Source organism: Edaphosphingomonas haloaromaticamans, from assembly GCF_001853345.1.
GTDB lineage: Bacteria > Pseudomonadota > Alphaproteobacteria > Sphingomonadales > Sphingomonadaceae > Sphingomonas_E > Sphingomonas_E fennica.
On the sequence record NZ_MIPT01000001.1, the window covers coordinates 2,968,744 to 2,993,070 of the forward strand.

The 24,327-nt window shown below is 67.7% G+C and carries 24 protein-coding genes; 17 read left to right on the top strand and 7 right to left on the bottom strand.

Annotated features, from left to right (window positions below; genetic code table 11):
* The 4 genes from BHE75_RS13615 to rsmA form a co-directional block, all read left to right on the top strand.
* Window positions 1-1,973: LPS-assembly protein LptD (locus BHE75_RS13615; protein WP_070934216.1), on the top strand; the 1,973-nt coding region annotated here is incomplete at its 5' end.
* A 79-nt stretch (window positions 1,974-2,052) separates the two neighbouring features.
* Window positions 2,053-3,432, top strand: coding sequence for a peptidylprolyl isomerase (locus BHE75_RS13620; protein WP_015457318.1), 1,380 nt, complete (start codon window positions 2,053-2,055; stop codon window positions 3,430-3,432).
* Window positions 3,416-4,429, top strand: a complete 1,014-nt coding sequence (gene pdxA / locus BHE75_RS13625; protein WP_015457319.1) for a 4-hydroxythreonine-4-phosphate dehydrogenase PdxA — start codon at window positions 3,416-3,418, stop codon at window positions 4,427-4,429. Before BHE75_RS13620 ends, pdxA begins: the two co-directional genes overlap by 17 nt.
* 17 nt (window positions 4,430-4,446) lie before the next feature.
* Entirely contained in the window at window positions 4,447-5,277 is an 831-nt protein-coding gene (gene rsmA, locus BHE75_RS13630) for a 16S rRNA (adenine(1518)-N(6)/adenine(1519)-N(6))-dimethyltransferase RsmA (RefSeq protein WP_070935884.1), read from the top strand.
* Window positions 5,278-5,359: 82 nt separating this feature from the next.
* On the opposite strand, the gene BHE75_RS13635 is transcribed toward rsmA, so the two are convergent.
* Window positions 5,360-5,884: a hypothetical protein gene (locus tag BHE75_RS13635; protein ID WP_070935886.1), complete on the bottom strand. Its 525-nt coding sequence runs from the start codon at window positions 5,882-5,884 to the stop codon at window positions 5,360-5,362.
* A 32-nt stretch (window positions 5,885-5,916) separates the two neighbouring features.
* Window positions 5,917-7,116 carry an RsmB/NOP family class I SAM-dependent RNA methyltransferase gene (locus BHE75_RS13640; RefSeq protein ID WP_070934217.1) on the bottom strand — a complete coding sequence of 400 codons (1,200 nt, stop codon included), beginning with the start codon at window positions 7,114-7,116 and terminating at the stop codon, window positions 5,917-5,919.
* Window positions 7,117-7,311: 195 nt separating this feature from the next.
* Between BHE75_RS13640 and BHE75_RS24120 the strand changes: the two genes are divergently transcribed.
* Window positions 7,312-7,986 (top strand): PEPxxWA-CTERM sorting domain-containing protein, encoded by a 675-nt coding sequence (locus BHE75_RS24120; RefSeq protein WP_070934220.1) that lies wholly within the window; start codon window positions 7,312-7,314, stop codon window positions 7,984-7,986.
* Between the two features lie 102 nt (window positions 7,987-8,088).
* On the opposite strand, the gene guaB is transcribed toward BHE75_RS24120, so the two are convergent.
* Together guaB and BHE75_RS13655 are read right to left on the bottom strand one after the other, a co-directional pair.
* Window positions 8,089-9,546 (bottom strand): IMP dehydrogenase, encoded by a 1,458-nt coding sequence (gene guaB, locus BHE75_RS13650; protein ID WP_015457324.1) that lies wholly within the window; start codon window positions 9,544-9,546, stop codon window positions 8,089-8,091.
* A gap of 54 nt (window positions 9,547-9,600) precedes the next feature.
* Window positions 9,601-11,226, bottom strand: coding sequence for a M20/M25/M40 family metallo-hydrolase (locus BHE75_RS13655; RefSeq protein WP_438830592.1), 1,626 nt, complete (start codon window positions 11,224-11,226; stop codon window positions 9,601-9,603).
* A gap of 15 nt (window positions 11,227-11,241) precedes the next feature.
* On the opposite strand from BHE75_RS13655, the gene BHE75_RS13660 reads away from it, so the two are divergent.
* From BHE75_RS13660 to BHE75_RS13670, 3 genes are read left to right on the top strand one after another with little or no spacing between them, the layout of a single operon-like run.
* Window positions 11,242-12,231, top strand: coding sequence for an SPFH domain-containing protein (locus BHE75_RS13660; RefSeq protein WP_015457326.1), 990 nt, complete (start codon window positions 11,242-11,244; stop codon window positions 12,229-12,231).
* Window positions 12,232-12,236: 5 nt separating this feature from the next.
* A complete protein-coding gene (locus tag BHE75_RS13665) occupies window positions 12,237-12,674 on the top strand; it encodes an NfeD family protein (protein WP_015457327.1) in 438 nt (145 codons plus the stop codon).
* A complete protein-coding gene (locus BHE75_RS13670) occupies window positions 12,671-13,228 on the top strand; it encodes an SEL1-like repeat protein (RefSeq protein ID WP_070934222.1) in 558 nt (185 codons plus the stop codon). The genes BHE75_RS13665 and BHE75_RS13670 overlap by 4 nt, the downstream gene beginning before the upstream one ends.
* A gap of 101 nt (window positions 13,229-13,329) precedes the next feature.
* On the opposite strand, the gene BHE75_RS13675 is transcribed toward BHE75_RS13670, so the two are convergent.
* Complete coding sequence (locus BHE75_RS13675; protein ID WP_015457329.1) at window positions 13,330-14,928, bottom strand: phosphoenolpyruvate carboxykinase; 1,599 nt, start codon at window positions 14,926-14,928, stop codon at window positions 13,330-13,332.
* 279 nt (window positions 14,929-15,207) lie between these two features.
* Between BHE75_RS13675 and BHE75_RS13680 the strand changes: the two genes are divergently transcribed.
* The 8 genes from BHE75_RS13680 to BHE75_RS13715 all read left to right on the top strand — a co-directional run bounded on the left by BHE75_RS13680 (window position 15,208) and on the right by BHE75_RS13715 (window position 21,333).
* Window positions 15,208-15,918, top strand: coding sequence for a response regulator transcription factor (locus BHE75_RS13680; protein WP_015457330.1), 711 nt, complete (start codon window positions 15,208-15,210; stop codon window positions 15,916-15,918).
* Window positions 15,887-17,461, top strand: coding sequence for a sensor histidine kinase (locus BHE75_RS13685; RefSeq protein WP_015457331.1), 1,575 nt, complete (start codon window positions 15,887-15,889; stop codon window positions 17,459-17,461). The genes BHE75_RS13680 and BHE75_RS13685 overlap by 32 nt, the downstream gene beginning before the upstream one ends.
* Window positions 17,458-17,907 (top strand): HPr kinase/phosphorylase, encoded by a 450-nt coding sequence (locus BHE75_RS13690; RefSeq protein ID WP_070934224.1) that lies wholly within the window; start codon window positions 17,458-17,460, stop codon window positions 17,905-17,907. Before BHE75_RS13685 ends, BHE75_RS13690 begins: the two co-directional genes overlap by 4 nt.
* Window positions 17,904-18,851 carry an RNase adapter RapZ gene (gene rapZ / locus BHE75_RS13695; RefSeq protein WP_070934225.1) on the top strand — a complete coding sequence of 316 codons (948 nt, stop codon included), beginning with the start codon at window positions 17,904-17,906 and terminating at the stop codon, window positions 18,849-18,851. The genes BHE75_RS13690 and rapZ overlap by 4 nt, the downstream gene beginning before the upstream one ends.
* A complete protein-coding gene (locus BHE75_RS13700; protein ID WP_015457334.1) occupies window positions 18,852-19,256 on the top strand; it encodes a PTS sugar transporter subunit IIA in 405 nt (134 codons plus the stop codon).
* Complete coding sequence (locus tag BHE75_RS13705; protein ID WP_015457335.1) at window positions 19,253-19,534, top strand: HPr family phosphocarrier protein; 282 nt, start codon at window positions 19,253-19,255, stop codon at window positions 19,532-19,534. Before BHE75_RS13700 ends, BHE75_RS13705 begins: the two co-directional genes overlap by 4 nt.
* Before the next feature lie 60 nt (window positions 19,535-19,594).
* Window positions 19,595-20,401: a TrmH family RNA methyltransferase gene (locus tag BHE75_RS13710; RefSeq protein WP_070934227.1), complete on the top strand. Its 807-nt coding sequence runs from the start codon at window positions 19,595-19,597 to the stop codon at window positions 20,399-20,401.
* A 95-nt stretch (window positions 20,402-20,496) separates the two neighbouring features.
* Window positions 20,497-21,333 (top strand): universal stress protein, encoded by an 837-nt coding sequence (locus BHE75_RS13715; RefSeq protein WP_070934230.1) that lies wholly within the window; start codon window positions 20,497-20,499, stop codon window positions 21,331-21,333.
* Between the two features lie 400 nt (window positions 21,334-21,733).
* On the opposite strand, the gene BHE75_RS13720 is transcribed toward BHE75_RS13715, so the two are convergent.
* Window positions 21,734-23,230, bottom strand: a complete 1,497-nt coding sequence (locus BHE75_RS13720; protein WP_070934232.1) for a DNA recombination protein RmuC — start codon at window positions 23,228-23,230, stop codon at window positions 21,734-21,736.
* Between the two features lie 124 nt (window positions 23,231-23,354).
* Between BHE75_RS13720 and BHE75_RS13725 the strand changes: the two genes are divergently transcribed.
* Window positions 23,355-23,741, top strand: a complete 387-nt coding sequence (locus BHE75_RS13725; RefSeq protein WP_015457339.1) for a four-helix bundle copper-binding protein — start codon at window positions 23,355-23,357, stop codon at window positions 23,739-23,741.
* Window positions 23,742-23,761: 20 nt separating this feature from the next.
* On the opposite strand, the gene def is transcribed toward BHE75_RS13725, so the two are convergent.
* Entirely contained in the window at window positions 23,762-24,295 is a 534-nt protein-coding gene (gene def / locus BHE75_RS13730) for a peptide deformylase (protein ID WP_015457340.1), read from the bottom strand.
* Between the last annotated feature and the right edge of the window lie 32 nt (window positions 24,296-24,327).

A 24,327-nucleotide genomic window follows, 5' to 3' on the forward strand; every position in this document is an offset into this window, starting at 1 on the left:
GCGAGGTGACGGCCGAGGGCAATGTCGCCGTCGTCAATCCCGCCGGCGACACCGCTTATGGCGACAATGTGCGGCTGACCGACACGCTGAAGGACGGCGTGATCGAAAATCTGCTGCTGGTGCTGGACGATGGCGGCCGGCTGGCGGCGGACAAAGGCACGCGGGTGAACGGCGTATCGACGCTGGATCACGCCGCCTACACGCCCTGTCACGTCACCAACCCGGATGGATGCCCCAAGAATCCGAGCTGGAAGATCACCGCCGTCCGCGTCGTCCACGATCCGGTCAAGCGGCGCATATCCTACGACGATGCGAAGCTCACCCTGTTCGGCCAGCCCTTGATCTGGCTGCCCGGCCTCTCCCACCCCGACGGCAGCGAGGGTGGCGGCTCGGGCCTGCTGATGCCGAACGTCAACTACAGCCGCACCAACGGCTTCGAGATCGCGACGCCCTATTACATCCAGCTCGCCCCCAATCGGGACGTGACGCTGACGCCGCACATCTATTCCAGCGTGCTGCCGGGGATCGAGGCGCAATATCGCGAGTTGACCTCCCTCGGCGCCTATAGCGTCGGCGGGTTCCTGACATATAGCCGGCGGCAGTCGCCCAGCATCGTCGACGATCCGACGGCGGACAGCAGCCGCGACATACGCGGCTATTTCGAGGCGAACGGTCGCTTCCAGTTCGATCCGCAATGGAGCCTGAGCGCCTCCACCCGCGTCACCACCGACAAGACCTTCCTGCGCCGCTACGACATATCGCGCGACGATCGGCTGCGTTCCACCTTCAACCTCGAGCGGATCGACGCCGACAGTTATCTGTCGATCGCGGGCTGGGCGGTGCAGAGCCTGCGCGCCGAGGACAAGGGCGGCAACCAGCCGATCGCGCTGCCGGCGATCGACTATCGCCTGCGGCTGGACGATCCGCTGCTGGGCGGCAAGGTGCAGATCCAGGCCAACAGCCTCGCCATATTGCGCACGGCGGGCCAGGATACGCAGCGCGCCTTCGCCGGCGCGCGCTGGGACCTGCGCCAATATACCGGGCTGGGCCAGGAATTGACGCTGACCGCCTATAGCCGCGCCGACATCTACCATACGGACGATGTCCTATCGACGCTGACGCCCAGCTATCGCGGCAAGGCCGGCTGGGAAGGCCGCGCGATCGGCGCGCTCGCCGCCGACATGCGCTGGCCGTTCGTGGGCGAGTTCCTGGGCGGGACGCAGCAGATCACGCCGCGCGTGCAGATGGTGGCGACGCCGCGCACCAAGAATCTCGATATCCCCAACGAGGATGCCCGCGCCGTCGACCTCGAGGATTCGAACCTGTTCGCGCTCAACCGCTTCCCCGGCTACGACCGGTGGGAGGATGGCAGCCGCGTCACCTATGGCGTGGAATGGGCGGTGGACCTGCCGCGCTTCTCGCTGCGCAGCGTGGTGGGGCAGAGCTATCGGCTGAACAGCCGCCCGTCGATCCTGCCCGAAGGCACCGGTCTTTCGGATCGCCATTCCGACATCGTCGGCCGCACCACATTGAAATACGGCAATTTTGTTGAGTTCACGCACCGTTATCGGCTGGACAAGGACAATCTCGCCATCCGCCGTAACGAGATGGACCTGACGCTGGGCAGCAGCCGCACCTATGTGACGGCCGCCTATCTGCGCCTCAACCGCGACATCGATCCCTCGATCGAGGATCTGCGCGACCGCGAGGAGGTGCGGCTGGGCGCGCGGCTGCAGCTGGCGCGTTACTGGTCCGTCTTCGGATCGACGGTGATCGACCTCACCGGCCGGCAGGAGGACCCCCTGTCGCAGGCCGACGGGTTCGAGCCCGTCCGCCACCGGCTGGGCTTCCTTTACGACGACGAGTGCATTGAGCTTGGCGTGACGTGGCGGCGCGACTATGACGCCACCGGCGATGCCCGCCGCGGCAATACCTTCCTGTTGCGGGTAGCGCTGAAGAATTTGGGCCGCTAAGCCTGCGTTCAGCCGCCGCTGCGCAAAATATGCGCTTGAAGCGACCTGTTTTCCGATACCAGTATTCGATGGGGTGAGAGTGAAGGCGCAGTTCAGGAACAATCGCAAGGCGTTGCTGCGTTTCCGGCCCGGATTGGGCGTTGCCGCCGCGGTTCTTGCAGGCCTGTCGATGTCGGCGCTGCCGGCGCAAACGGTGGAAGACGATGCCGCGGCCCCGGCTTCCGCGCTCAACCTGCCGAAGGACCTGACCATCTTCGGGCCTTCCGATCCATCGGTCCGCAAGGCGACCGCGATCGTCAACGGCACGATCATCACCGACACGGACGTCGATCAGCGGCTGGCGCTGGTGGTGGCGGCCAATGGCGGCAAGGTGAGCGACGATGAGCGCGAGCGGCTGAAGCTGCAGGTGCTGCGCAACCTGATCGACGAGACGCTGCAGATCCAGGAGGCCAAGGCCAACGAGATCACGATCACGTCGGCCGAGATCGACCAGACCTTCGCCCGCGTGGCCGGCAACTTCAAGCGCACGCCCGATCAGTTCGCCGCCTATCTGCGCGAACAGGGCGCCTCCGCCGCGTCGCTCCGCCGCCAGATCGAGGGCGAGCTTGCCTGGCGCCGCCTGCTGGGCCGCCGCGTCGAGCCCTTCGTCAATGTCGGCGAGGAAGAAGTGAACGCGGTGATCCAGCGGCTCAACGCCTCCAAGGGCGCGACAGAGCTGCATATCGCCGAAATCTTCCTGTCCGCCACGCCCGACAGCAATGACGAGGTGGTGCAGAACGCCCATCGGATCGTGGACCAGATCCGCCAGGGCGCATCCTTCGTCGCTTATGCGCGGCAATTCTCCGAAGCATCGACGGCGGCCGTGGGCGGCGACCTGGGCTGGGTGCGCGGCGAACAGCTGCCGGATTCGCTGGCGGCCGCCGCGGCCTCGCTGGAGCGCGGCCAGATCAGCGATCCCGTGCCCGTTCCCGGCGGCTATTCGATCATCGCGCTGGTGGACAAGCGCCAGGTGCTGATGGCCGATCCCGCCGATGCGCAGCTGGCGCTCAAGCAGGTATCGATCAGCTTCCCCAAGGGGATGACGCAGGCCGAAGCGACGCCCAAGGTGGAGCAGTTCGCCACGGCGATGAAGCATATCACCGGCTGCGGCACGGTGGAGAAAGTGGCCAAGGACATCGGCGCGGAAGTGATCGACAACGATCAGGTCCGCATCCGCGATCTGCCGGCCCCGCTGCAGAAGATGATGATCGACCTGCAGATCGGCCAGGCCACCGCGCCCTTCGGATCGCTGGGCGACGGCGTGCGCGTGCTGGTGCTGTGCGGCCGCGACGAAAGCCAGGTCGGTTCCGGCCCGTCCTTCGACCAGATCCTTGCCCAGATGGAGGAAGAGCGCGTCAACCGCCGCGCCCGCCGCTATCTGCGCGACCTCAGGCGAGACGCGGTTGTCGATTATCGCTGATTCGCCCCCGATCCCGCCTCTGGCGGTCGCGCTTGGCGATCCCGCCGGGATCGGCCCCGAAATCGTCGCCAAGGCCTGGGAGGCGCGCCACGACGCCTGCGTGCCGCCCTTCTTCGCGGTGGGCGACGCCCGCTCGATCGTCGCGGTATGGGATGGCCCCCTCCAGCGCATCGGATCGCCCGACGAGGCGCTGCGCACCTTCGCGCACGCGCTGCCGCTCATCCAGATGGAGGATGCCGGCGAGATCATTCCCGGCGAACCCAATATGGCCGGCGCGCGCTGCTCGCTCGATTCGCTGGAGCTGGCGGTGGGCCTCACCCGATCGGGCGCGGCCGGCGCGCTGGTGACGGGGCCCGTTTCCAAGGCCCAGCTTTATTCGATCGGCTTCGTCCATCCCGGCCAGACCGAGTTCGTGGCCGAACGCTGCGGCATTTCCGGCGCCAATGCGGTTATGATGCTCGCCGGCCCCAGCCTGCGCACCGTGCCGGTGACGACGCATGTGCCGTTGGCCGAAGTGCAGGCATTGCTGAGCATCGACCTGATCGTGGCCAAGGCCAGGGCCACCGAGCGGGGGCTGATCCGCAATTTCGGCATCGAGAAGCCCCGCCTGGTGATCGCCGGCTTCAACCCCCATGCCGGCGAGGGCGGCGCGCTGGGCCGCGAGGAGATCGACTTCATCATCCCCGCGATCGAGATATTGCGCAGCGAAGGCGTGGACGTGATGGGGCCGCTGGCCGCCGACACGATGTTCCATGCCCGCGCCCGCGCGCAATATGACGCGGCGATCTGCCTCTATCACGATCAGGCGCTGATCCCCCTGAAGACGCTGCATTTCGACGAAGGCGTCAACATGACGCTGGGCCTGCCGATCGTGCGCACCGCGCCCGATCACGGCACCGCCTTCGAGATTGCCGGCCGCGACAAGGCCAATCCCGGCGCGATGATCTCCGCGATCCGCATGGCCGGCGAGGCCGCCGGCTTCCGCTGCATGGCGTGACGGTGGACGACGCGAGGATGGACGGCCTGAAGGCGCTGCCGCCGCTGCGCGACGTGATCGCGCGCCACGGGCTTTCCGCATCCAAGGCGCTGGGCCAGAACTTCCTGTTCGACGGCCAGCTGCTCGATCGCATCGCCCGCGTGCCGGGATCGCTGGAGGGCGAGACCGTGTTCGAGGTCGGCCCCGGCCCCGGCGGCCTGACCCGCGCGCTGCTGGGCGCCGGGGCGAATGTGGTTGCGGTGGAGCGCGATCGCCGCTGCCTGCCGGCGCTTGCGGAACTGGACGAGGCATCGGGCGGCCGGCTGCGGGTAATTTCCGGCGACGCGCTGGAGGTGGATGCCGAGGCCGAGGCCGGCCGGGGCGCCCATATCGTCGCCAACCTGCCCTATAATGTCGGCACCGCCCTACTGGTGAACTGGCTGGGCAGCGAGGCGTGGCCGCCCTGGTGGCGATCGCTGACCCTGATGTTCCAGAAGGAAGTCGCCGAACGCATCGTCGCGGCGCCCGGCACCTCCGCTTACGGGCGGCTGGCGGTGCTGGCGCAATGGCGCGCGACCGCGCGGCTGGCCTTCACCGTCCATCGATCCGCCTTCGTGCCGCCGCCCAAGGTGATGTCCGCCGTCGTCCATATCGTGCCGGCCGCCCAGCCGGAGGGCGTGAAGCTCGCCGATCTCGAACGGATCACGGCCGCCGCCTTCGGCCAGCGCCGCAAGATGCTGCGCCAGAGCCTGAAGGGCGTTCCCGGCGCGCTGGACGCGCTGGACCGGATCGGGATCGATCCGCAGCGGCGGGCGGAAACCCTGTCGGTCGACGAATTCGTGGCGATCGCCCGCATCATGGGGCGGTAACGCCAGTTCGCGGACGCCCCGTCCCGAAAGAGAGAACGGATCCGAAAAGAAGAAGGGGGCCGAACGCCCCCTCCCCTGCTTCTTACTGCTTGGCCGCCGGTTCCTGGCTCTTGGGCGCGACCATGGTTCCCGCCTGGGCGGTGACGACGGCGGGCGGCGGGCCCTTGGCGATGGCGGCAGCAAGCTCGGTCGCTTGGCCGCATTCCGCCTTGCACAGCGTGCGGATGCGCGCGAGGTTGGCCTTGGCGCGATCGACCGCGCCCTTCTGCACCAGCGCCTCGCCCTGCGCGGTCAGCGCGGCGAGATCATTGGGTTCCAGCGCCAGCGCCTCGCGATAGAAGCGGATCGCCTTGCCCGGCAGTTCCTGCGCCTGGGCGACACGGCCCAGCGCCACGAAGGCGGCGCGGTTGCGCGGATCGACCGCGAGCGCGGTTTCGAGATAATCGTTGGCGGCGACAAGATTGCCCGCGCGGCGCGCGGCTTCGCCCTGCTGCATCAGCGCCAGCGAGCGGGGATTGATCTGATCGTCCGGCTTCTGGCCGTAGCCGACGCTGGAAACCGTGGCGAAGGCCAGGGAGATGACAAGGGCGATCGGAGACAAACGCATGAACAACTCCGTGAGGGTCTCTTGGCGGGCTTCTACCATGGCCGGTGCAGTCTAGCGACGAAAAAGCCGTCCGTCCCGTCTGTCGCCGGTGTCAGCCGCAATCCGGCCCCATATGGGCTGCCGGCGATGAGCCCAGTCTGAACGGGCAGCGGTTCCGCCGCCGACCATCCGGCATGATCCGCCAGGAACGTCGCCACTTGCCCGGCCCCTTCCTCATCCACCAGAGAACAAACGATATAGACCAGATATCCGCCCGGCCGGACAAGCGCGGCGGCCACCCGGATCAGCCGTGCCTGCAACGCCACCAGCCGATCGAGCCGTTCAGGCGTGAGCCGCCAGCGCGCCTCCGGGTTGCGGCGCCAGGTGCCGGTGCCGGAACAGGGCGCATCCACCAGCACGACGTCCACGGCATCGCGCAGGTCCGCCAGCGCATCCGCCTCCCGCCCGCCGTCCAGCAGCCGAGTCTCAACCGGACCGATGCCGGCCCGTTCGGCGCGCGGGGCGAGGCGGGACAGGCGCGCGCGATCGGCATCGCAGGCGATCAGCCGGCCCCGATTCTCCATGGCGGCGACGAGCGCCAGCGTCTTTCCCCCAGCGCCGGCGCAGAGATCCACCACCGTCATCCCCGGCCGGGCATCGGCTGCGGCGGTGACGATCTGGCTGCCTTCGTCCTGCACCTCGAACAGGCCCTGGGCGAAGGCGGGCAGCGCCTCCACCTGCGTGCCTTCCGGCAGGCGCAGCCCCATGGGCGCATGGGGCGTGGGCTCGGCGCCCGGGATCAGCGCCTGAACCTCCGCCCGGCTCGCCTTGAGCGCATTGACGCGGATATCGAGCGGCGCGCGATCGAGCAGCGCCGAAAGCTGGGCCTCGTCCAGCGAGCGGCCGAGCCGCTCCATCAGCCAGACTGGCGCGATGCCGGCGGGCGCCGCCGCCTCCCCGGCCGCGATCGGCGCGGGGCCCACGGCCGATCCGTCGAAGGCAGCTGCGAGCGCGGGATCGTCGACGGCGAGGCCGATCAGCGCCGCGCGGCCGCTTGCCGGCACCTCGCCCGCGCGGCGGATCGCGCGATAGACGAGGTCGCGCACCGCCCGCCTGTCCTTCGACCCGGCATAGCGGCGCGCCTTGAAATAGCGCGCGATCAGCGTGTCAGCAGCCGCCCCGCCCCGTGCGGCGGCGGCAATGATCTCGTCGAGCAGGTCGATCGCCGCCTGCGCGCGGCCGGCAGGCGTCATCGGTTGTGGCCCTTCATTGTGTCATTCTGCGACAATCCGCCCTTAATTCACTGAACTGTCTTAATTTTCATTAACCATTGTCACCGACATGTCGCAAACGCCCCATAGCCACGGCCCCGTGGCCGGCGCTGCCAACCGCCTGCCCGATATCTTCATAAGGCATTGAGCGAACACTCGTTCAAGAGGAGCATTGGGGTGAGCAAATTTCTGTTCCAGGCGGCCGTGGCCGCGTTCTGCGCCGCAGCGGCGCTTTCGCCAGCACAGGCCGTGGTGATCGGTAGCGCCGATTCGAGCAACGGGATTCCGTTCGGCGATCCGGGCTTCGGCTATTATTACCAGCAGGTCTATAATGCCTCGAGCTTCGGTTCGGGGATCAACATCAGCCAGCTCAGCTTCTACAATTCGCAGACGCCGGGCGGCACCCCGCGCACCGGGAGCTTCCAGATCTACCTGTCCACCACGTCCGCCGCGATCGACACGTTCGATACCAGCGCCGGCGCGTGGCTAGACGCGTCCTTCATCCAGGTGTTCGACGGCGCGCTGCCGGTGCTGGCCGATGGCCGGCTCGACATCGATCTGTCGCAGGCGTTCGATTATGATCCCACCCAGGGCAACCTGCTGCTGACGATCCGTTCGTTCGATCTCGGCAGCGGCCGGCTCTTCCTCGATACCGACAAGAATAGCGGCCTCACCAACAGCCGCTTCTCGGCCTATCCCTATGACTGGAACCAGGGCCTCGTGACCGGCTTCAACGAACATCTGCCGGCCGTTCCCGAACCGGCGACCTGGGCGATGATGATCACCGGCTTCGGCATGGTGGGCGGCGCCATCCGCCGTCGCCGCGCCAGCGTCTCGGTCAGCTTCGCCTGAAGCCGCCGCACCGCGACTGAAACGAGGCCGCCGCACCGCGACTGAAACGAGGAAGCCCGGCCGGTTCCGCACCGGCCGGGCTTTGCCTTTCATGCCCGCCGCTCAGCGCGTCGGATAATTGGGCGCCTCGCGCGTGATCGTCACATCATGGACGTGGCTTTCGCGCAGGCCGGCATTGGTGATGCGCACGAAGCGCGCACGCTTCTGCAATTCGGGGATGGAGGGCGCGCCGGTATAGCCCATCGCCGCCTTCACGCCGCCGACGAGCTGGTGGATGATGTCCTTGGCCGGCCCCTTGAAGGGCACCTGCCCTTCGATCCCTTCCGGCACCAGCTTCATCTGGTCCTTGATGTCCTGCTGGAAATAGCGGTCGGCCGATCCGCGCGCCATCGCGCCCACAGAGCCCATGCCGCGATAGCTCTTATAGGCGCGCCCCTGGTAGATGAAGGTTTCGCCGGGCGCTTCCTCGGTGCCTGCCAGCAGCGACCCGACCATCACGGTCGACGCGCCGGCCGCCAGCGCCTTGGCGAGATCGCCCGAGGTGCGCAGGCCGCCATCGGCGATCACCGGCACGCCGGCCTTCATCGCCTCTTCGGCCGATTCCATGACGGCGGTGAGCTGTGGCACGCCGACGCCGGCGACGACGCGGGTGGTGCAGATCGAGCCCGGCCCGATGCCGACCTTGATGCCGTCCGCCCCCGCATCGATCAGGGCGCGGGTCGCCTCCGCCGTCGCGACGTTGCCGGCAACGACCTGAACGGAGTTGGACAGGCGCTTCACCCGCTCCACCGCGCGGGCGACATCGGCATTGTGGCCGTGGGCGGTATCGATGACGATCAGGTCGCATTCGGCATCGACCAGTGCCTCGGTCCGCTCGAAGCCCTTGTCGCCCACCGTGGTGGCCGCGGCGACGCGCAGGCGGCCGTTCGCGTCCTTGGTGGCATCCGGGTAGGTGACGGCCTTCTCGATGTCCTTCACGGTGATCAGGCCGATGCAGCGATAATTGTCGTCCACCACCAGCAGCTTTTCGATGCGGCGCTGGTGGAGCAGGCGGCGCGCCTCCTCCTGGTTGACGCCGGGGCGGACGGTGGCGAGGTTCTGGCTGGTCATCAGCTCGGCCACCGGCTGGCCCGGCTTTTCAGCGAAGCGGACGTCACGGTTGGTGAGGATGCCGACGAGCTTGCCCGACGCCTCGACGACCGGGATGCCCGAAATCTTGTGCCGCGCCATCAGCGCCTGCGCGTCGCCGAGCGTGGCATCGGGGGTGATGGTGATGGGGTTCACCACCATGCCGCTTTCGAAGCGCTTCACCTGGCGGACGGCGGCGGCCTGTTCCTCGACCGTCAGGTTGCGGTGGAGCACGCCGAGCCCGCCGAGCTGGGCCATGACGATCGCCATGTCCGCTTCCGTCACGGTATCCATGGCGGAGGAGAGGATCGGGATGTTGAGCCCGATCTCCCGCGTCACCATCGTGCGCGTATCGGCCTGGCTGGGCAGCACTTCCGAAGCGCCGGGGATGAGGAGAACGTCGTCGAAGGTGAGGCCGAGGCTGATTTCCATGGGGCAAGATCCAGGTGGTCGAGGCAGGTTTATGGGGATGGCGGAGCGAAATTTCTACCGGGGCGGCGGTCGATAGCGTTTGGGATCGGCGAGCATCAGGCCGAGGGCGACGTGCAATTCCACATCCTGCGCGACGCCATCGAGCGGCAGAGGCTGGGAAAGATCGTCGCCCGGCTTGTGATATTCCTGGCCCAGATAGGCCTGGAGCAGGTCCATGTTGAGCGATCCGCCCACCATCGCGGCGGGAATGCCCTGCTGGGCGAAGGCCCAGCCATCCTGCCGCTGGGCAAGCGCGTTGGCGGCATCGGACGGGTTGATCCGCCGGCCCATGCGGCGCGAAACCGCATCGACGGCGGCGTCGAGCGCGGGCTGGCCACGGCCGAGCATCGCCACCGGCGCCCCGCGCGGGGCGATGGCGACCGTATCGAAATTGAGGACGGCAGCGATCTTCGCGGCATCGACGGGCGGCGCCTTGGCCAGCGCATGGGCGCCGAGCAGGCCCATTTCCTCCGCCGTCGTCGCGACGAACCAGATATCGCGCACCGGCCGCTTGCCGGACTGGATCAGGCCGCGCGCCACCTCCAGCATCATCGCGACGCCGCTGGCATTGTCCACCGCGCCGTTGCAGATACGATCGGGCACGCCTTCGGGCCGGCAGAGGCCGAGATGGTCCCAATGGGCGAGATAGAGGAGCGCGCCGGCCGCGGGATCGCTGCCGGGCAACCGGCCGACGATGTTCCAGCTGGTATAGGGCCGGCTGACATTGTCGATCGAGAAGGCGGCGGTGCCGTCGATCCGGCGGGCGCGGAAATCGCGCTTCACCATATCGGCCGGCGTCAGGGCCGAAAGCCCGGCCGCCTCGGCGATACGCTGCCACGCTGCCGGCGAAAGCGCGCCCGTGATCGGCGCCGGCGCATCATCCGCAAGCTCGTTGCGTGGTTCGTTCAGCGTGTCTCGAAGCTGCGGCCAGCCCTGCTCGTCCGTCTCGATGCGGAGCACGGCGGCGGCCCCGGCCTTCAGCAGCGCCTCGCGCCGGGCCGCATAGCCGGGCGCATGGGCCACGCCTTCCGGCTGGCCGGAGAGGATGAGGACGGCGGCACCCTTTACGTCCACGCCATCGAAAGGATGGAGGCCGGCCCTGGCATCCTCCACGCCATAGCCGCCGAAGACGATCGGCAGCGCGGCGGTGCGGACGGCGCCGTCCCCGCCGCGCAGCGCCATTTCCGCGGGCGCGATCGAAACAACGGTGCCGGCGATCCGCCAATCGGCCGCGATCGTGCCCGATCGCCGCTCCACCAGCTTCACCGGCTGGTAGAAGCCGCCATCGCCGCCGCCGGGAACGAGGCCAAGCCCCGCGAACTGGCTGGCGATATAGCCGGCCGCGAGGTCGCCCCCCGGCGTGCCGGGCTTGCGGCCTTCCATCGCATCGGCGGCAAGCGTTTCGATATGGCCGCGCAGCCGCGCTTCTACGTCCGCCTCGGCCGCCGGACGCGCGCCGNGCGGTTGCAGGGGAANGGCGGCTAGAAACAGGNGCGGCGGAATCGCCAAGGGTAAACGGCCCATGGCGCGCAATGACAGCATCGGGCGCGCAGCACAAGACGCCACGGCCGATTCCATCCTGACGATTCCATTTGGATGGCGGCCCCCGCCGATGCACACTCCCGCAAACGACAAGGGCATGGAGGGATATGGCCGATGGGCACGCTGGCACTGGTTCTGCTGATACTCGCGATCATGTTCGTCGCGGCCGGCGTGACGGTGGTGCGCCAAGGCTATCAGTATACCATCGAATATTTCGGCAAGTTCGTCGCCGTGGCGCAGCCGGGCTTCAATTTCTACATCCCCTTTTTCTACCGCGTCGGCCGCAAGATCAACATGATGGAGCAGGTTGTCGACATTCCGGGGCAGGAGATCATCACCCGCGACAATGCCATGGTCTCGGTGGACGGCGTGGTGTTCTTCCAGGTGCTGGACGCGGCCAAGGCGGCCTATGAGGTTTCCGACCTCAACTTCGCGTTGCTCCAGCTCACCACCACCAACCTGCGCACGGTAATGGGATCGATGGACCTGGACGAGACGCTGTCCAAGCGCGACGAGATCAACGCCCGGCTGCTCAACGTGGTCGATCACGCCACCACCGCCTGGGGCGTGAAGATCACCCGCGTCGAGGTGAAGGACATCCGGCCGCCGCAGGACATCGTGAATTCCATGGCGCGGCAGATGAAGGCCGAACGCGAGAAACGCGCGTCGATCCTGGAAGCCGAAGGCATGCGCGCGTCCGAGATCCTGCGCGCCGAAGGCGAGAAGCAGGGCCAGATCCTGCAGGCCGAGGGCCGGCGCGAGGCGGCGTTCCGCGATGCCGAGGCGCGCGAGCGTTCGGCCGAGGCGGAGGCCAAGGCGACCCGCCTAGTTTCCGATGCCATCGCCGAAGGCAATGTGCAGGCGATCAACTATTTCGTCGCGCAGAAATATGTCGATGCCGTCCAGCAATTCGCGACATCGCCCAATGCCAAGACGATCCTGTTCCCGGTCGAGGCGACCCAGCTGATCGGCACGCTGGGCGGTATCGGCGAACTGGCCAGGGAAGCGCTGGGCAAGGACGGATCGGGCCGGGATGGACCGCCGCCCGCCCCATCCCGGCCGGTCGCCCCGCGCCGGCCCGGCCCGTTCGAGCAGCAGGGGTGACGGCGATGCCGTTCGATCTCGATCCCCACTGGCTGTGGCTGATCGCCGCGATCGTGCTGGCGATCGCGGAAATCGTGCTGCCCGGCTTCTTCCTGATCTGGCTGGCGGCGGCCGCGGCCATCACCGGCGCGATCGCCTTCTTCTTCGCGCTTTCGGTGCCGTTGCAGGCGCTGGTCTTCGCCATCGCCGCGCTGGCGGCGGTCTATGCCGGCCGGCGCTACATGAAGGTCTATCCGGCCGAGTCGCCCGATCCGATGCTCAACGATCGCACCGCCCGCCTGATCGGCGAGATCGTGACGGTGGTGGAACCGATCGGCGAGGGCCACGGACGGGTGCGCGTGGGCGACGGCGTATGGAACGCCTCCGGCCCGGAGGCGCCGAGCGGGACGACGGTGCGCGTCGTCGGCGCGCAGGGCAATACGCTGATCGTGGGGCCATTATGAAGCACCGCCGGCGCGCGGCGCTGGCCGCCGCGCTGTGGCTTGCGCCCCTGCCCGCGGCCGCGAAACCTGCCTGCGCGCCCGCGCAGGAACGCGTAACCGCGCTGATCCGCGACGCCGCCGGCGACATGCACCTGATCCTTGCCACCATTCGCGGCCGGATGACGACCGAGCAGGTTCGCTGCTGGGCGGCCACCGGCGATCGCCGGATGATGACGGAACTGGCCCGCCGTCTGGAAGCCGGCGACGGCATCGCCCGCGATCCCGAACGGGCCGAGGATCTCTACAAGATCGCCGCCACGCCCAAGCCGGGCACACTCTGGATCTATGTGCCCGGCGTCGGCGGCCAGCCCGGCCGGGTCATGCCCCATACCATCGGCCCCGGCGAGCCCGGTCTGCCCGAGGCCGCCTATCGCCGCGCTCTGATGCATATCGAAGGGCGTGCTGCCCGGCCGTCCTACCGCAAGGGCCTGAAGCTTCTGAAGCAGGCGGCGGATGGCGGCTATCCGCCGGCCCGCGCCCGCTATGCCGCCATCATGAACGGCCCCAGCACCTGATCTCCCTTCCGGGATATCCCGGCCAAGAAAAAGGGGCGCGTCCGTCGCCAGACGCGCCCCCGCTCTCCTAATCTTTCCGGGGGCGAGGCCCCGAAACAGGTTCAGGCGGCCTTGGGCGCCGCCTGCCGCACGCCTTCGTCCACATGATCCGCGAACTGGGAGAAGTTCTCGATGAACTGGTCGACCAGCTTGCGCGCGGTGGCGTCATAGGCGGCCTTGTCGGCCCAGGTTTCGCGCGGGTTGAGGATCGCGGAATCGACACCCGGCACCGCCTGCGGCACCTGGAAGCCGAAGTTCGGATCGATCTCGAACGTGGCCGCGTTCAGCGAACCGTCCAGCGCGGCGTTCAGCAGCGCGCGGGTCGCCTTGATCGGCATGCGGTGGCCGACGCCGTAGGAGCCGCCCGTCCAGCCGGTATTGACCAGCCAGCAATCCACCCCGCCCTTGGCGATGCGTTCCTTCAGCAGATTGCCGTAGACCGAGGGATGGCGCGGCATGAACGGCGCGCCGAAGCAGGTGGAGAAGGTGGCCGTCGGCTCGGTGACGCCGATTTCCGTGCCGGCGACGCGCGCGGTGTAGCCCGACAGGAAGTGATACATGGCCTGATCCGGCGTCAGCTTCGCGATCGGCGGCAGCACGCCATAGGCATCGGCCGTCAGGAAGATGATGTTCTTCGGCACGGGGCCGAGATTCTTTTCCGACGCGTTCGGGATGAAATCGATCGGATAGGAGCCGCGGCTGTTCTCGGCCAGGCTGTCGTCGTCCAGGTCGATCTCGCGCGTGTCCATGTCGATCACGACATTTTCCAGCACCGTGCCGAAACGCTTGGTGGTGGCGTAGATCTCCGGCTCGGCTTCCGGCGAGAGGCGGATCATCTTGGCGTAGCAGCCGCCTTCGAAGTTGAAGACCGCCGTGTCCGACCAGCCATGCTCGTCATCGCCGATCAGCGTGCGGCTGGCATCGGCGGACAAGGTGGTCTTGCCCGTACCGGACAAGCCGAAGAATACCGCCGTGTCTCCCTTGGGACCGATATTGGCCGAACAATGCATCGGCATGACGCCTTCGACCGGCAGCTTGTAGTTGAGGATGCCGAACACCGATTTCTTCATCTCGCCGGCATAAGCGGTGCCGCCGATCAGGATCAGCTTTTCGGTGAGGTTGACCGCGATGACCGTTTCCGAGCGCACGCCGTGCCGTTCGGGATCGGCGCGGAAGCTGGGCAGATCGATGATGGTATATTCGGGAACGAAGCCAGGCAGCTCCTCCGCGCCGGGGCGCACCAGCAGCGTCTTGATGAACAAGTTATGCCAGGCCAATTCGTTGATAACGCGCACGTTCACGCGATATTCCGGCTGCGATCCGCCATAGAGGTCCTGGACGAACAGCGTTTCCTTGGTGCCGAGATGCTTGAGGAAATCCTCCTTCAGCGCGGCGAAATGCTCGGGCGTCATGCCCTTGTTCGTCTTGCCCCACCACACCGTGTTTTCGGTTTCGGCATCGCGGACGATGAACTTGTCGTTGGCGGACCGGCCGGTGTGCTTGCCGGTCTTCACCACCAGCGGGCCGTCCTTGGCGAGCACGCCCTCGCCCCGACGGACCGCTTCCTCGACCAGCGGCGCGGTCGGCAGGTTCCAGTGAAGGGCCGCATCGACTTTGATGCCCTGGGCGGCAAGGTCGTGGGCGGGAATCGGGCTGGACACGTAATATCTCCTTCACAGGACAATTTCTGTCTCGGAGGCATGCGCCCCCTGTCCCCGGCGCGCATATAGGACAAGACATTCCGGGTCAAAGTGCCGAATGGGTGATGCCTGAACCGCGTTGCAGCTTTGTTGCCGGGGACAATGGCTTGGGCTAGAGCGGGTTTCGCTCAGGCGGAACCGTTACGATCCTTCGCTGCCCGCATTTTCCGGCCCTCCAGCCGGATCCGGCCGGCTCGAACATGATCGGACGGGCCGTGCAGATAGTGGGGTTAAGGGTCGATGACGGCTACGATCGCGCTCGTTGACGACGATCGCAACATCCTGACCTCGGTTTCGATCGCGCTCCAGTCCGAAGGGTTCACCGTCCGCGTCTATTCCGATGGCGAGGCGGCGCTGAAGGCGCTGATCGACAATCCGCCCGACCTGGCCGTGCTGGACATCAAGATGCCCAAGCTGGACGGGATGGAGCTGCTGCGCCGCCTGCGCGAGAAAAGCGCGGTCCCCGCCATCTTCCTGACGAGCAAGGATGACGAGCTGGACGAGGCGCTGGGCCTCGCCATGGGCGCGGACGATTATATCACCAAGCCTTTCTCCCAGCGGCTGCTGATCGCCCGCATCCGCGCCATCCTGCGCCGCACCGATGCCCGCGCCCAGCCGGAGCAGGAGGAGACGGCGGAAACGCCGGCCGAGCGGATCGTGCGCGGGCGCCTGTCCATGGACCCGGCGCGCCATCGCGTGCAGTGGGCGGGCAAGGACGTGACCCTGACCGTGACGGAATTCCTGATCCTGGAGGCGCTGGCCCAAAGGCCCGGCTTCGTGAAATCGCGCGACCAGCTGATGGATGCGGCCTATCAGGACGACGTCTATGTCGACGACCGCACCATCGACAGCCACATCAAGCGCCTCCGCCGGAAGTTCCGCCAGGTCGATCCCGATTTCAAGGCGATCGAGACCCTTTATGGCGTGGGGTATCGCTTTGCGGAGGAGTGAGGAGCGCGAGCTCGCGCTGATGTGGTCGGCCCGCTGGTCGCTCACCACCCGCATCCTGGCGGTGAACATCTTCGCGCTGGCGATGCTGGCGGGCGGCTTCTTCTATCTGGACAGCTATCGGTCGCAGCTGATCGACGCGCGGCTGGACGAGGTGGCGGTGCAGGCGCGGCTGATCGCCGAGGCGCTGGATGCCGCCCAGCCTGATCGGCAGCACGTCCTGCTCGAGCAGCTTGAGCAGGCGAGCGACCTGCGATTGCGCGTCTATGATGCCGGGGGCGCGCGGGTGCTCGACAGCTGGCTCGTCGGCCCGCCCACTTATGTGCTGCGCGATCCCGACGAGGAAGCTTGGCAGCGCAAGGCGGCGCGCGCGCTGGACCGGGCCATCGACATCGTCGTCGGCGCGGACAGGCCCGAACGCTTCAACGAACCCGCGCGCGACACGCTTTCCGCCTGGCCGGAAGCGCTGGCGGCGAAAAAGGAAGGCATTCCCGAAACCCGGCTGCGCCGCGCGCCGGACCGGACGCCGGTGATATCGGCGGCGGTCGCCATGCCGGATACGGGGATGACCCTGCTCGCCACCACCAACGCACGCGACATCGTCCGCATCGTCCGGGCCGAACGGCTGCGGCTGGGCATCGTGCTGGCGATGGTCATCACGCTTTCCGTGCTGCTGTCGCTGTTCCTGGCGCGCACCATCGTGCGGCCGCTGCGCCGGCTGGCGCGCGCGGCGCATCGCGTGCGGCTGGGCCGCGCGCGAGAGGTGCAGGTGCCGCGCCTCCCCTCCCGCCGCGACGAGATCGGCCTTTTGGCGCGCGCGCTTTCGGACATGAGCCTGGCGCTCCGCCAGCGGATCGACGCGACCGAAGCCTTCGCCGCCGATGTGACGCACGAGCTGAAGAACCCGCTAGCATCGCTGCGATCGGCCGTGGAGACGCTGGAAAAGGTGAAGGACCCCGCGCTTCAGGACCAGCTTCTCGACGTGGTGCGCGATGACGTCCACCGGCTCGACCGGCTGATAACCGACATCGCCGACGCCTCCCGCCTCGATGCCGAGCTTTCGCGGGCGCGCTTCGAGACGATCGATCTGGGGCAGATGATCGAGGGCCTGATCGCCCAACGGGAGAAGCGCGGCATCGATGCGGATGTGCGGCTGGCCTTCGCCCGCCCCCATGCCGGCACCGCCGTGGTGCTGGGCGACGGATCGCGGCTGACCCGGCTGATCGAAAATCTGGTGGACAATGCCATCAGCTTCTCCCCCCCCGGCGGCCTCGTGAAAATCGCCGCCACGCGCGACGGGGACGAGGTGGTGCTGCGCGTCGACGATGAAGGCCCCGGCGTCGCGCCCGACGTGCGCGAGGCGATCTTTAAGCGTTTCCACAGCATTCGGCCCGAAGGTGAGGCCTTTGGCCAACATAGCGGCCTCGGCCTCGCCATCGCAAAGGCGATCGTCGAGGCGCATAATGGGACGATCATGGTAGAAGACCGCGACGATGCGCCGACCGGCGCCCGCTTCATCATCCGCCTGCCGGTGGCCGAACGATGAGCGTGCCGCCCCTTTCCTCCGAAACCCTCCACGCCTCCTGCGTCGCGATCGGCGGCCGGGCGGTGCTGCTGCACGGCCGATCGGGATCGGGCAAATCCGATCTCGCGCTGCGGCTGATCGACCGGGGCGCGAAGCTGGTGAGCGACGACTATACCGTCGTGCGCCGCGCCGGCGACGGGCTGGTGGCCAGCGCGCCGCCCAACATATCCGGCCGGATCGAGGTGCGCGGCATCGGCATCGTGCCGATGGAGGCGATCGAAAACGCGCCGGTGGCGCTGATGGCGCTGCTGGACGAACTGGTCGAACGCATGCCGGACGACCAGCCGGCGACCCGCCCGGTGGCGGGACTGCGGGTGCCGGTGATCGCGCTGGCGGCGCTGGAGGCATCGGCCCCGATCAAGCTGGAACTGGCGCTCGCCCGCTTCGGCCTGCCGGCCCGATCATGACCACATCCAGCCGCCCACGGCGCATATTGCTGGTCACCGGCATGTCCGGCGCGGGCAAGTCCACCGCGCTGGACACGTTCGAGGATATGGGCTGGGAGGTGGTGGACAACCTCCCGCTCTCGCTGCTCGAACGGCTGCTCGGCACGCCGCTGCCCAAGGGATCGGACGATCAGGGACGGCCGCTGGCGCTGGGGATCGACAGCCGGACGCGCGGCTTCGATGCCGCCGCGATCGCACGGCGCATCGGCCAGCTTCGCGAGGAGCATGGCCACGACATCGAGATATTGTTCCTAGACTGCGGCGGCGCCGAATTGCAGCGGCGTTATTCCGAGACCCGCCGCCGCCACCCGCTGGCCCAGGACCGGCCGGCCGCCGACGGCATCGTGCGCGAGCGCGAGCTGCTGGCGGACCTTCGCCGATCGGCCGATCATCTGATCGACACCACCGACCGCAACAGCAACGCGCTGCAGCGCGAGCTGCGCCAGCGCTTCGGCCAGGACGAGCCGGCCAAGCCCACGCTCGCGGTGATGTCCTTCGGCTTTTCCCGCGGCATCCCGCGCGATGCGGACCTGGTGTTCGACATGCGCTTCCTGCGCAATCCCCACTGGGACCCGCAATTGCGCCCGCTGACTGGCATCGACGCGGCGGTGGGCGATCATATCGCCGAAGATCCCGCCTACGAACCCGCGATATCCCGGATCGAAGACCTGCTGCTGCTGCTGCTGCCGCGTTATTCGGCGGAAGGAAAATCCTATGTCACGGTCGCTTTCGGCTGTACCGGGGGGAGACATCGCTCGGTCCATGTCGCCGAGCGGGTCGCGGCACGGTTGCGCGCCGCGGGATTTTCTCCGAATGTGGCCCATCGTGACCTCGCTACAGCGCCGCACGACTCGATGGAGGGGAAGCCAAATAATGGCTCGGCAAAACATGGTTCGGGTGGCTGAATGATTGGATTGGTGCTTGTGACGCATGGTCGGCTTGCCGCCGAATTCATCGTCGCGATGGAGCATGTGGTGGGGCCGCAGGATGCGATCGAGGCGATCTGCATCGGTCCCGACGACGACATGGAGGTCCGCCGCGCGGACATTGCCGGTGCCGTCAAGCGGGTCGACCGCGGCTCGGGCGTCATCCTGCTCACCGATCTGTTCGGCGGCACGCCGTCCAACCTGGCCATATCGCTGATGGAGCCGGGGCGGATCGAGGTGATCGCCGGCATCAACCTGCCGATGCTGATCCGCCTGGAGGGAGCCCGCAAGATGATGAAGGTGAAGGCCGCCGTCGCCGCCGCGCGCGAGGCGGGGCGCAAATATATCTCCGTCGCGTCCGAAGTTTTGGGCGAGGCCGCATGAACGGCGAAGCGCTGCTCCAACGCGCCGTCCAGATCACCAACAAGCGGGGGCTGCACGCCCGCGCCAGCGCCAAGTTCGTCACCCTCGCCAGCGGCCAGGCCGCGACGATCGAGGTGGAGAAGGACGGATCGCGCGTGGCCGGCACCTCGATCATGGGGCTGATGATGCTGGGCGCCGCGATGGGCGACAGCATCGTCATCACCGCCGCCGGCAAGGATGCCGAACGCGCGCTGGCCGCGCTGTGCGAGCTGGTGGAAGCGAAGTTCGGCGAGGACTGACCCCTTCCCCTGCGGGGAAAGCGGACAAAAGCCACAGGCCCGGACGACAAACGACACGCCATGCCCCGACAGATCACCGCCTTTTCCAATCCGCTCGTGAAGCGCATCCGCGGCCTGCGCGAGAAGCGCCATCGCCGCGAGGAACGCATGTTCCTGGCGGAAGGCCTGCGCATTCTGACCGAAGCGCGCGAGACCGGCCATATCCCGCGCTACATCTTCTACGCCGCCGATTCGGCCGATCACCGGCTGGTGCGCGAGCTGGTGCGGGTGGTGGAGGCCAAGGGCGGCGAGGCGATCGAGACCGATCGCGACATCCTGCACAAGCTATCCGGCAAGGATAATCCGCAGACGGTGATCGGCGTCTATGACGAGTTCGACACCGCGCTCGACCGGATCGACCGGACGGCGGCCAGCATCTGGATCGTCGCCCAATCGATGCGCGATCCCGGCAATCTCGGCACGATCCTGCGCACGGGCGACGCCGTGGGCGCGGGCGGGCTGGTCCTGGTCGACGATTGCGTCGATCCCTTCTCGGTCGAGGCGGTGCGTGCATCGATGGGGGCGCTCTTCACCCAGCGCATCGCCCAGGCCCGCTGGCCCGAATTCCTGCAATGGCTGCGGAGCGGGCCGGGCGAACTCGTCGGCATGAGCCTGGATACGGATATCGACTATCAGGCGCCGCGCTATGCCGCGCCCACCTTCCTGCTCGTCGGCAACGAGGCGCAGGGCCTGCCCGCCGATTATGCGGCGGAGTGCGATCTGCTGGTGAAGATGCCGATGCTGGGCAAGGCGGACAGCCTGAACGCCGCCGTCGCGACCGCGGTGATGGCCTATGAGGTGCTGAACCAGCGCCGGCATATCGGCTGAGCGAAACGCCCGCCACCCGCGAGGTTGGCCCCCGCCCCCCGTCGCGCTAGGATGCCGCCGCCGGCTATGGGCCCGGCACGACAGGGAGAATTCGCTTGCACGATCATCCCAACATCCTCCTCGCGACCGACCTCAGCGCCCGCAGCGACCGTCCGTTCGACCGCGCCGCATCACTGGCAAGGGAATTGGGCGGATCGATCACGCTGGCCCATGTGCTGGAACCCGGCGCCGCGCCGCGCGGCCCCGCGGGCATGGACGAGCTGCGCGCGACGATCCTGGAGGACCTGCCCGATGCCGGGGTTCCCATCCATCTGCTGATCGAGCGGGGATCGGCCCCCTCGCTGATCGCCGAGGCGGCGGACCGCGAGGGCAGCGACCTGATCGTGGTGGGCGCGGCCCGCTATAACAACATCACCGATTTCTTCCTGGGCACGGCGGTGGACTATCTCGTCCGCCATGCGCATGTGCCGGTGCTGGTGGTGAAGCGCCGCGCGGCCCACGCCTATCGCGACATATTGATCGCCACCGACTTCTCGGCCTGCGCGCTGGAGTCGACGCGGGTGGCGGCCGAAATCTTCCCCCACGCCCGGCTGAACCTGGTCCACGCCTATCGCGGCGCCTATGAATCCCGCCTCAACCCCGATGAGGTGCGCGCCGAGGCCCATGCCGAGGCGGAGCGCGAGCTGGCCGATTTCGTTTCCTCGCCGGAGCTTGCCGCCGCCCGGCCCCGCCTGCACACGCAGCTCGAGGTCGGCCCGCTCGCATCCGTCATCCTCGCGCGCCTGCGCGCCCAGCCCATCGACCTTCTGGTCCTCGGCACCCACGGCCGCAGCCCGATCGTCCACGCCGCCCTCGGCAGCCGGGCATCCGATCTCCTGGAATCCATGCCCTGCGACGTGCTGATGGTGCGCGAGAGGGCGCGGGAGGGCTAGGTACCGGCTCTTTCCAGCCGCACGGCGAGAACGACATTCAGGGCAGCGGCGGGATGCGGGCATACCACCTGCCCCAAACCCGTCGCCCCGAACCCGGTCCGGGGTTCACCTTCGGTGGACGCCAGGCTGAAGGCCGCGCAGGCATCGCAGCCAATCCATGATCGGCAGCCGGACCCGATGGAGCCGCCAACACCCGACACAATGGATTCCCGTCTTCGCGGGAATGACGGGGGCGGGGAAGCCACGCCGACATGGGATGGCGGGCTAGAAGGGCCCTCTGCCCGGCCCCGAAAACGGGTAAGCCGTAAGTGGGGGACAGCGGAAACGAGGGCAATAAGCGGGATATCGAACGCAGCCCCGGCCCAGAACCCGTCAGTGAAGGCGAACCGGCAACCCGGCCCTACTCCGCCGCCTCCGGCACATCGCCCTCGCCGGCCGAAAGCTTGCGCAGCGGGCGCACGCCGGTTTCGACGACCGGCAGCAGATCGATCGACTTGCCCGACGTATCGACCTTCAGCGCCTCGAACCGGCGCGCCTGCGTCATCACCTGGCCTTCGAGGCTGCCGACGAAATCATTGTAGGCGCCCGTGGCCTGGGAGAGGTTGCGCCCGAGCTTGGCGACATGCGCGCCCATGGTGGCGAGCCGCTTGTAAAGCTCCTTGCCGGCTTCGGCGATGTCCTTCGCCTGTTCGGCCAGATGCTCCTGCCGCCACATGCCCGCCATCACCTTGGCCAATGCCAGCATGTTGATGGTCGACGCCACGATCACGCCGTTGCGGAAGGCGGTTTCGATCAGATCCGGCGCGCGTTCGGCGGCGGCCGAGAGGAAATGCTCGCCGGGGATGAACATGATGACGAAATCGGGCGAGAGATCGAACTGCCGCCAATAGCCCTTGCGGCCGAGATCGGCGGCATAGCTCTTCATCGCCGCCGCATGCTGGAGCAGCAGGGCCGCGCGCCGCTCCTCATCCTCCTCGTCGAACGCCTGCTCGAAATGAACGAGCGGGCATTTGACGTCGACGACGATGCAGCGCCCGCCCGGCAGGTTGATGACGCAATCGGGGCGGAGCTGCTTTTCGCCATCGGTGACGGAGGATTGCAGCGTGAAATCGATATTCTCGGACAGTTGAGCCGCTTCCAATATATTGCGGAGCTGTTCCTCGCCCCAGCGCCCCCGCGCCTTGGGGCTGGAGCGCAGCACATTGGTGAGCCGCGCGGTCTCGCGCCGGACCACATCATTGCCCTGGGCGAGCTGGGCGACCGCCTCGCGCAGCTCGCCATAGCTGCCGACGCGATCCTTCTCGATCTTCTCCAGCTTCTCGTCATAGCGCTTGAGGGTGGATTCCACCGGGGTGAGCAGCAGCTTGAGCTTGGCCTCGCCCTCCTGCCCGGCCTGGGCGAAGCGTTCCTCGGCGCGCTTCAGGAAATTGGCCTGCGCGGCATCCAGCGCCTTGCCGGCGAGATCGCCGAAGCGCGCCTCCAGTTTGGCCTCCATCTCCTTGAGCTGGGCGACCTGCTCCTCATGCGCGCGCTGGCGTTCGCTTTCGCCGCGCACATAAGCGGCGTTGGCGGCGGCAAGCTCGGCCGCGCGGGTGCGTTCGTCCGCCAGCGCCCGTTCGAGGCTGGCGACCCGCTCCGCCTCCTTGGCGGCGGCGGCCAGGCCGCGCTGGGCGGCGTCCCGCTCCTCGCGCACGGCATCCAGCATCTGGCGGAGCGGCGGCAGCTCCTCGCCCCGCGCCTCGGCCACGGCGCGCGCGGATTCGGCGGCGGCAGCACGCTGGGCAAGGGAATCACGCTCGCGCCGAAGATCGGCCAGCGCCGATCCGCGCAACGCCCAGCCGACGCCGAGCCCTAGCGCGAGCATCATCGGGATCGCGGCGATCAGCAGGGCTTCCATCACGGCCTTTCTTTGGAACAGATAGCGAACCCTGCCCGCCCCGCCCGCATTTTGCAAGGCCCCGCTGCGGAACGACGGGCGATGCCGGTCGTTCGGCCAGTTTCAGGCCAGGAGTGGCATGCCCATGTCCATCTCGAAGATGATCGCCGCCCATCCCGACGTGACCGAAGTCAACGAGCCGCTGGCCGTCGCCGTGCGCCATGCGATGTTCTGCGCGGTGATCTGCACGTCCTGCGCGGATGCCTGCACGGCCGAGGCGATGGACATGCGCCAGTGCATCCGCACCTGCCTGGACTGCGCCGACATCTGCGAGACGACCGCCAAGGTCGCGGTGCGACAGACGGGGCGCAGCATCCTGATCGTGCAGGCGATGCTGGAAAGCTGCATCGCGGCGTGCGACGTGTGCGCGGCGGAATGCGAGCGGCATGACCATCCGCATTGCTGGCGCTGCGCGGAAATGTGCCGCGAATGCGCGGACGATTGCCGCCGGGCGCTGCCGACGGTGCATTAGGCGGCGGATAGGCGGGAAGATCAGGCCGCGCGGCGGGCGCGGCGGGCCTTTTCCAGCTTCTTCATCACCATTTCCCGCTTCAGGCGCGAAAGGTGGTCGATGAACAGGATGCCTTCCAGATGGTCCATCTCGTGCTGGAGGCAGGTGGCGAGCAGGCCTTCCAGCCGCTCCTCGTGGCGTTCGCCCTTCTCATCCAGCCAGCGGGCGTGGATCACGGCCGGGCGCTCGACATCGGCATATTGATCGGGCACCGACAGGCACCCTTCCTGATAGACCGAATGTTCCTCCGAAGGATCGAACAGCTCGGGATTGATGAAGACGCGCGGATTGCGGATCGGCTTGCCTTCCGCATCCTGTTCCTCCTGCAGGTCGATCACCAGCACGCGCTTGGGCACGCCTACCTGGATCGCCGCCAGGCCGATGCCGGGGGCGTCATACATCGTCTCGAACATGTCCGCGATCAGCGCGCGCAGATCATCGTCCACCGTTTCGACGGGCGTGGAAATGGTGCGCAGGCGCGGATCGGGCGCCTCCAGGATCGGAAGAATGGCCATGGAGGCCAGCTAGTGAGAATCGGCGCCGCTTT

Bases quoted from the DNA above. Each gene is read 5' to 3' on its own strand.
- BHE75_RS13705 (WP_015457335.1), top strand. From the start codon at position 19,253: ATGAACGGCGAAGCGCTGCTCCAACGCGCCGTCCAGATCACCAACAAG.
- BHE75_RS13700 (WP_015457334.1), top strand. From the start codon at position 18,852: ATGATTGGATTGGTGCTTGTGACGCATGGTCGGCTTGCCGCCGAATTC.
- rapZ (WP_070934225.1), top strand. From the start codon at position 17,904: ATGACCACATCCAGCCGCCCACGGCGCATATTGCTGGTCACCGGCATG.
- BHE75_RS13660 (WP_015457326.1), top strand. From the start codon at position 11,242: ATGGGCACGCTGGCACTGGTTCTGCTGATACTCGCGATCATGTTCGTC.
- guaB (WP_015457324.1), bottom strand. From the start codon at position 9,546: ATGGAAATCAGCCTCGGCCTCACCTTCGACGACGTTCTCCTCATCCCC.
- BHE75_RS13670 (WP_070934222.1), top strand. From the start codon at position 12,671: ATGAAGCACCGCCGGCGCGCGGCGCTGGCCGCCGCGCTGTGGCTTGCG.
- BHE75_RS13725 (WP_015457339.1), top strand. From the start codon at position 23,355: ATGTCCATCTCGAAGATGATCGCCGCCCATCCCGACGTGACCGAAGTC.
- BHE75_RS13680 (WP_015457330.1), top strand. From the start codon at position 15,208: ATGACGGCTACGATCGCGCTCGTTGACGACGATCGCAACATCCTGACC.
- def (WP_015457340.1), bottom strand. From the start codon at position 24,295: ATGGCCATTCTTCCGATCCTGGAGGCGCCCGATCCGCGCCTGCGCACC.
- BHE75_RS13685 (WP_015457331.1), top strand. From the start codon at position 15,887: ATGGCGTGGGGTATCGCTTTGCGGAGGAGTGAGGAGCGCGAGCTCGCG.
- rsmA (WP_070935884.1), top strand. From the start codon at position 4,447: ATGGACGGCCTGAAGGCGCTGCCGCCGCTGCGCGACGTGATCGCGCGC.
- BHE75_RS13665 (WP_015457327.1), top strand. From the start codon at position 12,237: ATGCCGTTCGATCTCGATCCCCACTGGCTGTGGCTGATCGCCGCGATC.
- BHE75_RS13640 (WP_070934217.1), bottom strand. From the start codon at position 7,116: ATGACGCCTGCCGGCCGCGCGCAGGCGGCGATCGACCTGCTCGACGAG.
- BHE75_RS13710 (WP_070934227.1), top strand. From the start codon at position 19,595: ATGCCCCGACAGATCACCGCCTTTTCCAATCCGCTCGTGAAGCGCATC.
- BHE75_RS13635 (WP_070935886.1), bottom strand. From the start codon at position 5,884: ATGCGTTTGTCTCCGATCGCCCTTGTCATCTCCCTGGCCTTCGCCACG.
- BHE75_RS13720 (WP_070934232.1), bottom strand. From the start codon at position 23,230: ATGGAAGCCCTGCTGATCGCCGCGATCCCGATGATGCTCGCGCTAGGG.
- BHE75_RS13690 (WP_070934224.1), top strand. From the start codon at position 17,458: ATGAGCGTGCCGCCCCTTTCCTCCGAAACCCTCCACGCCTCCTGCGTC.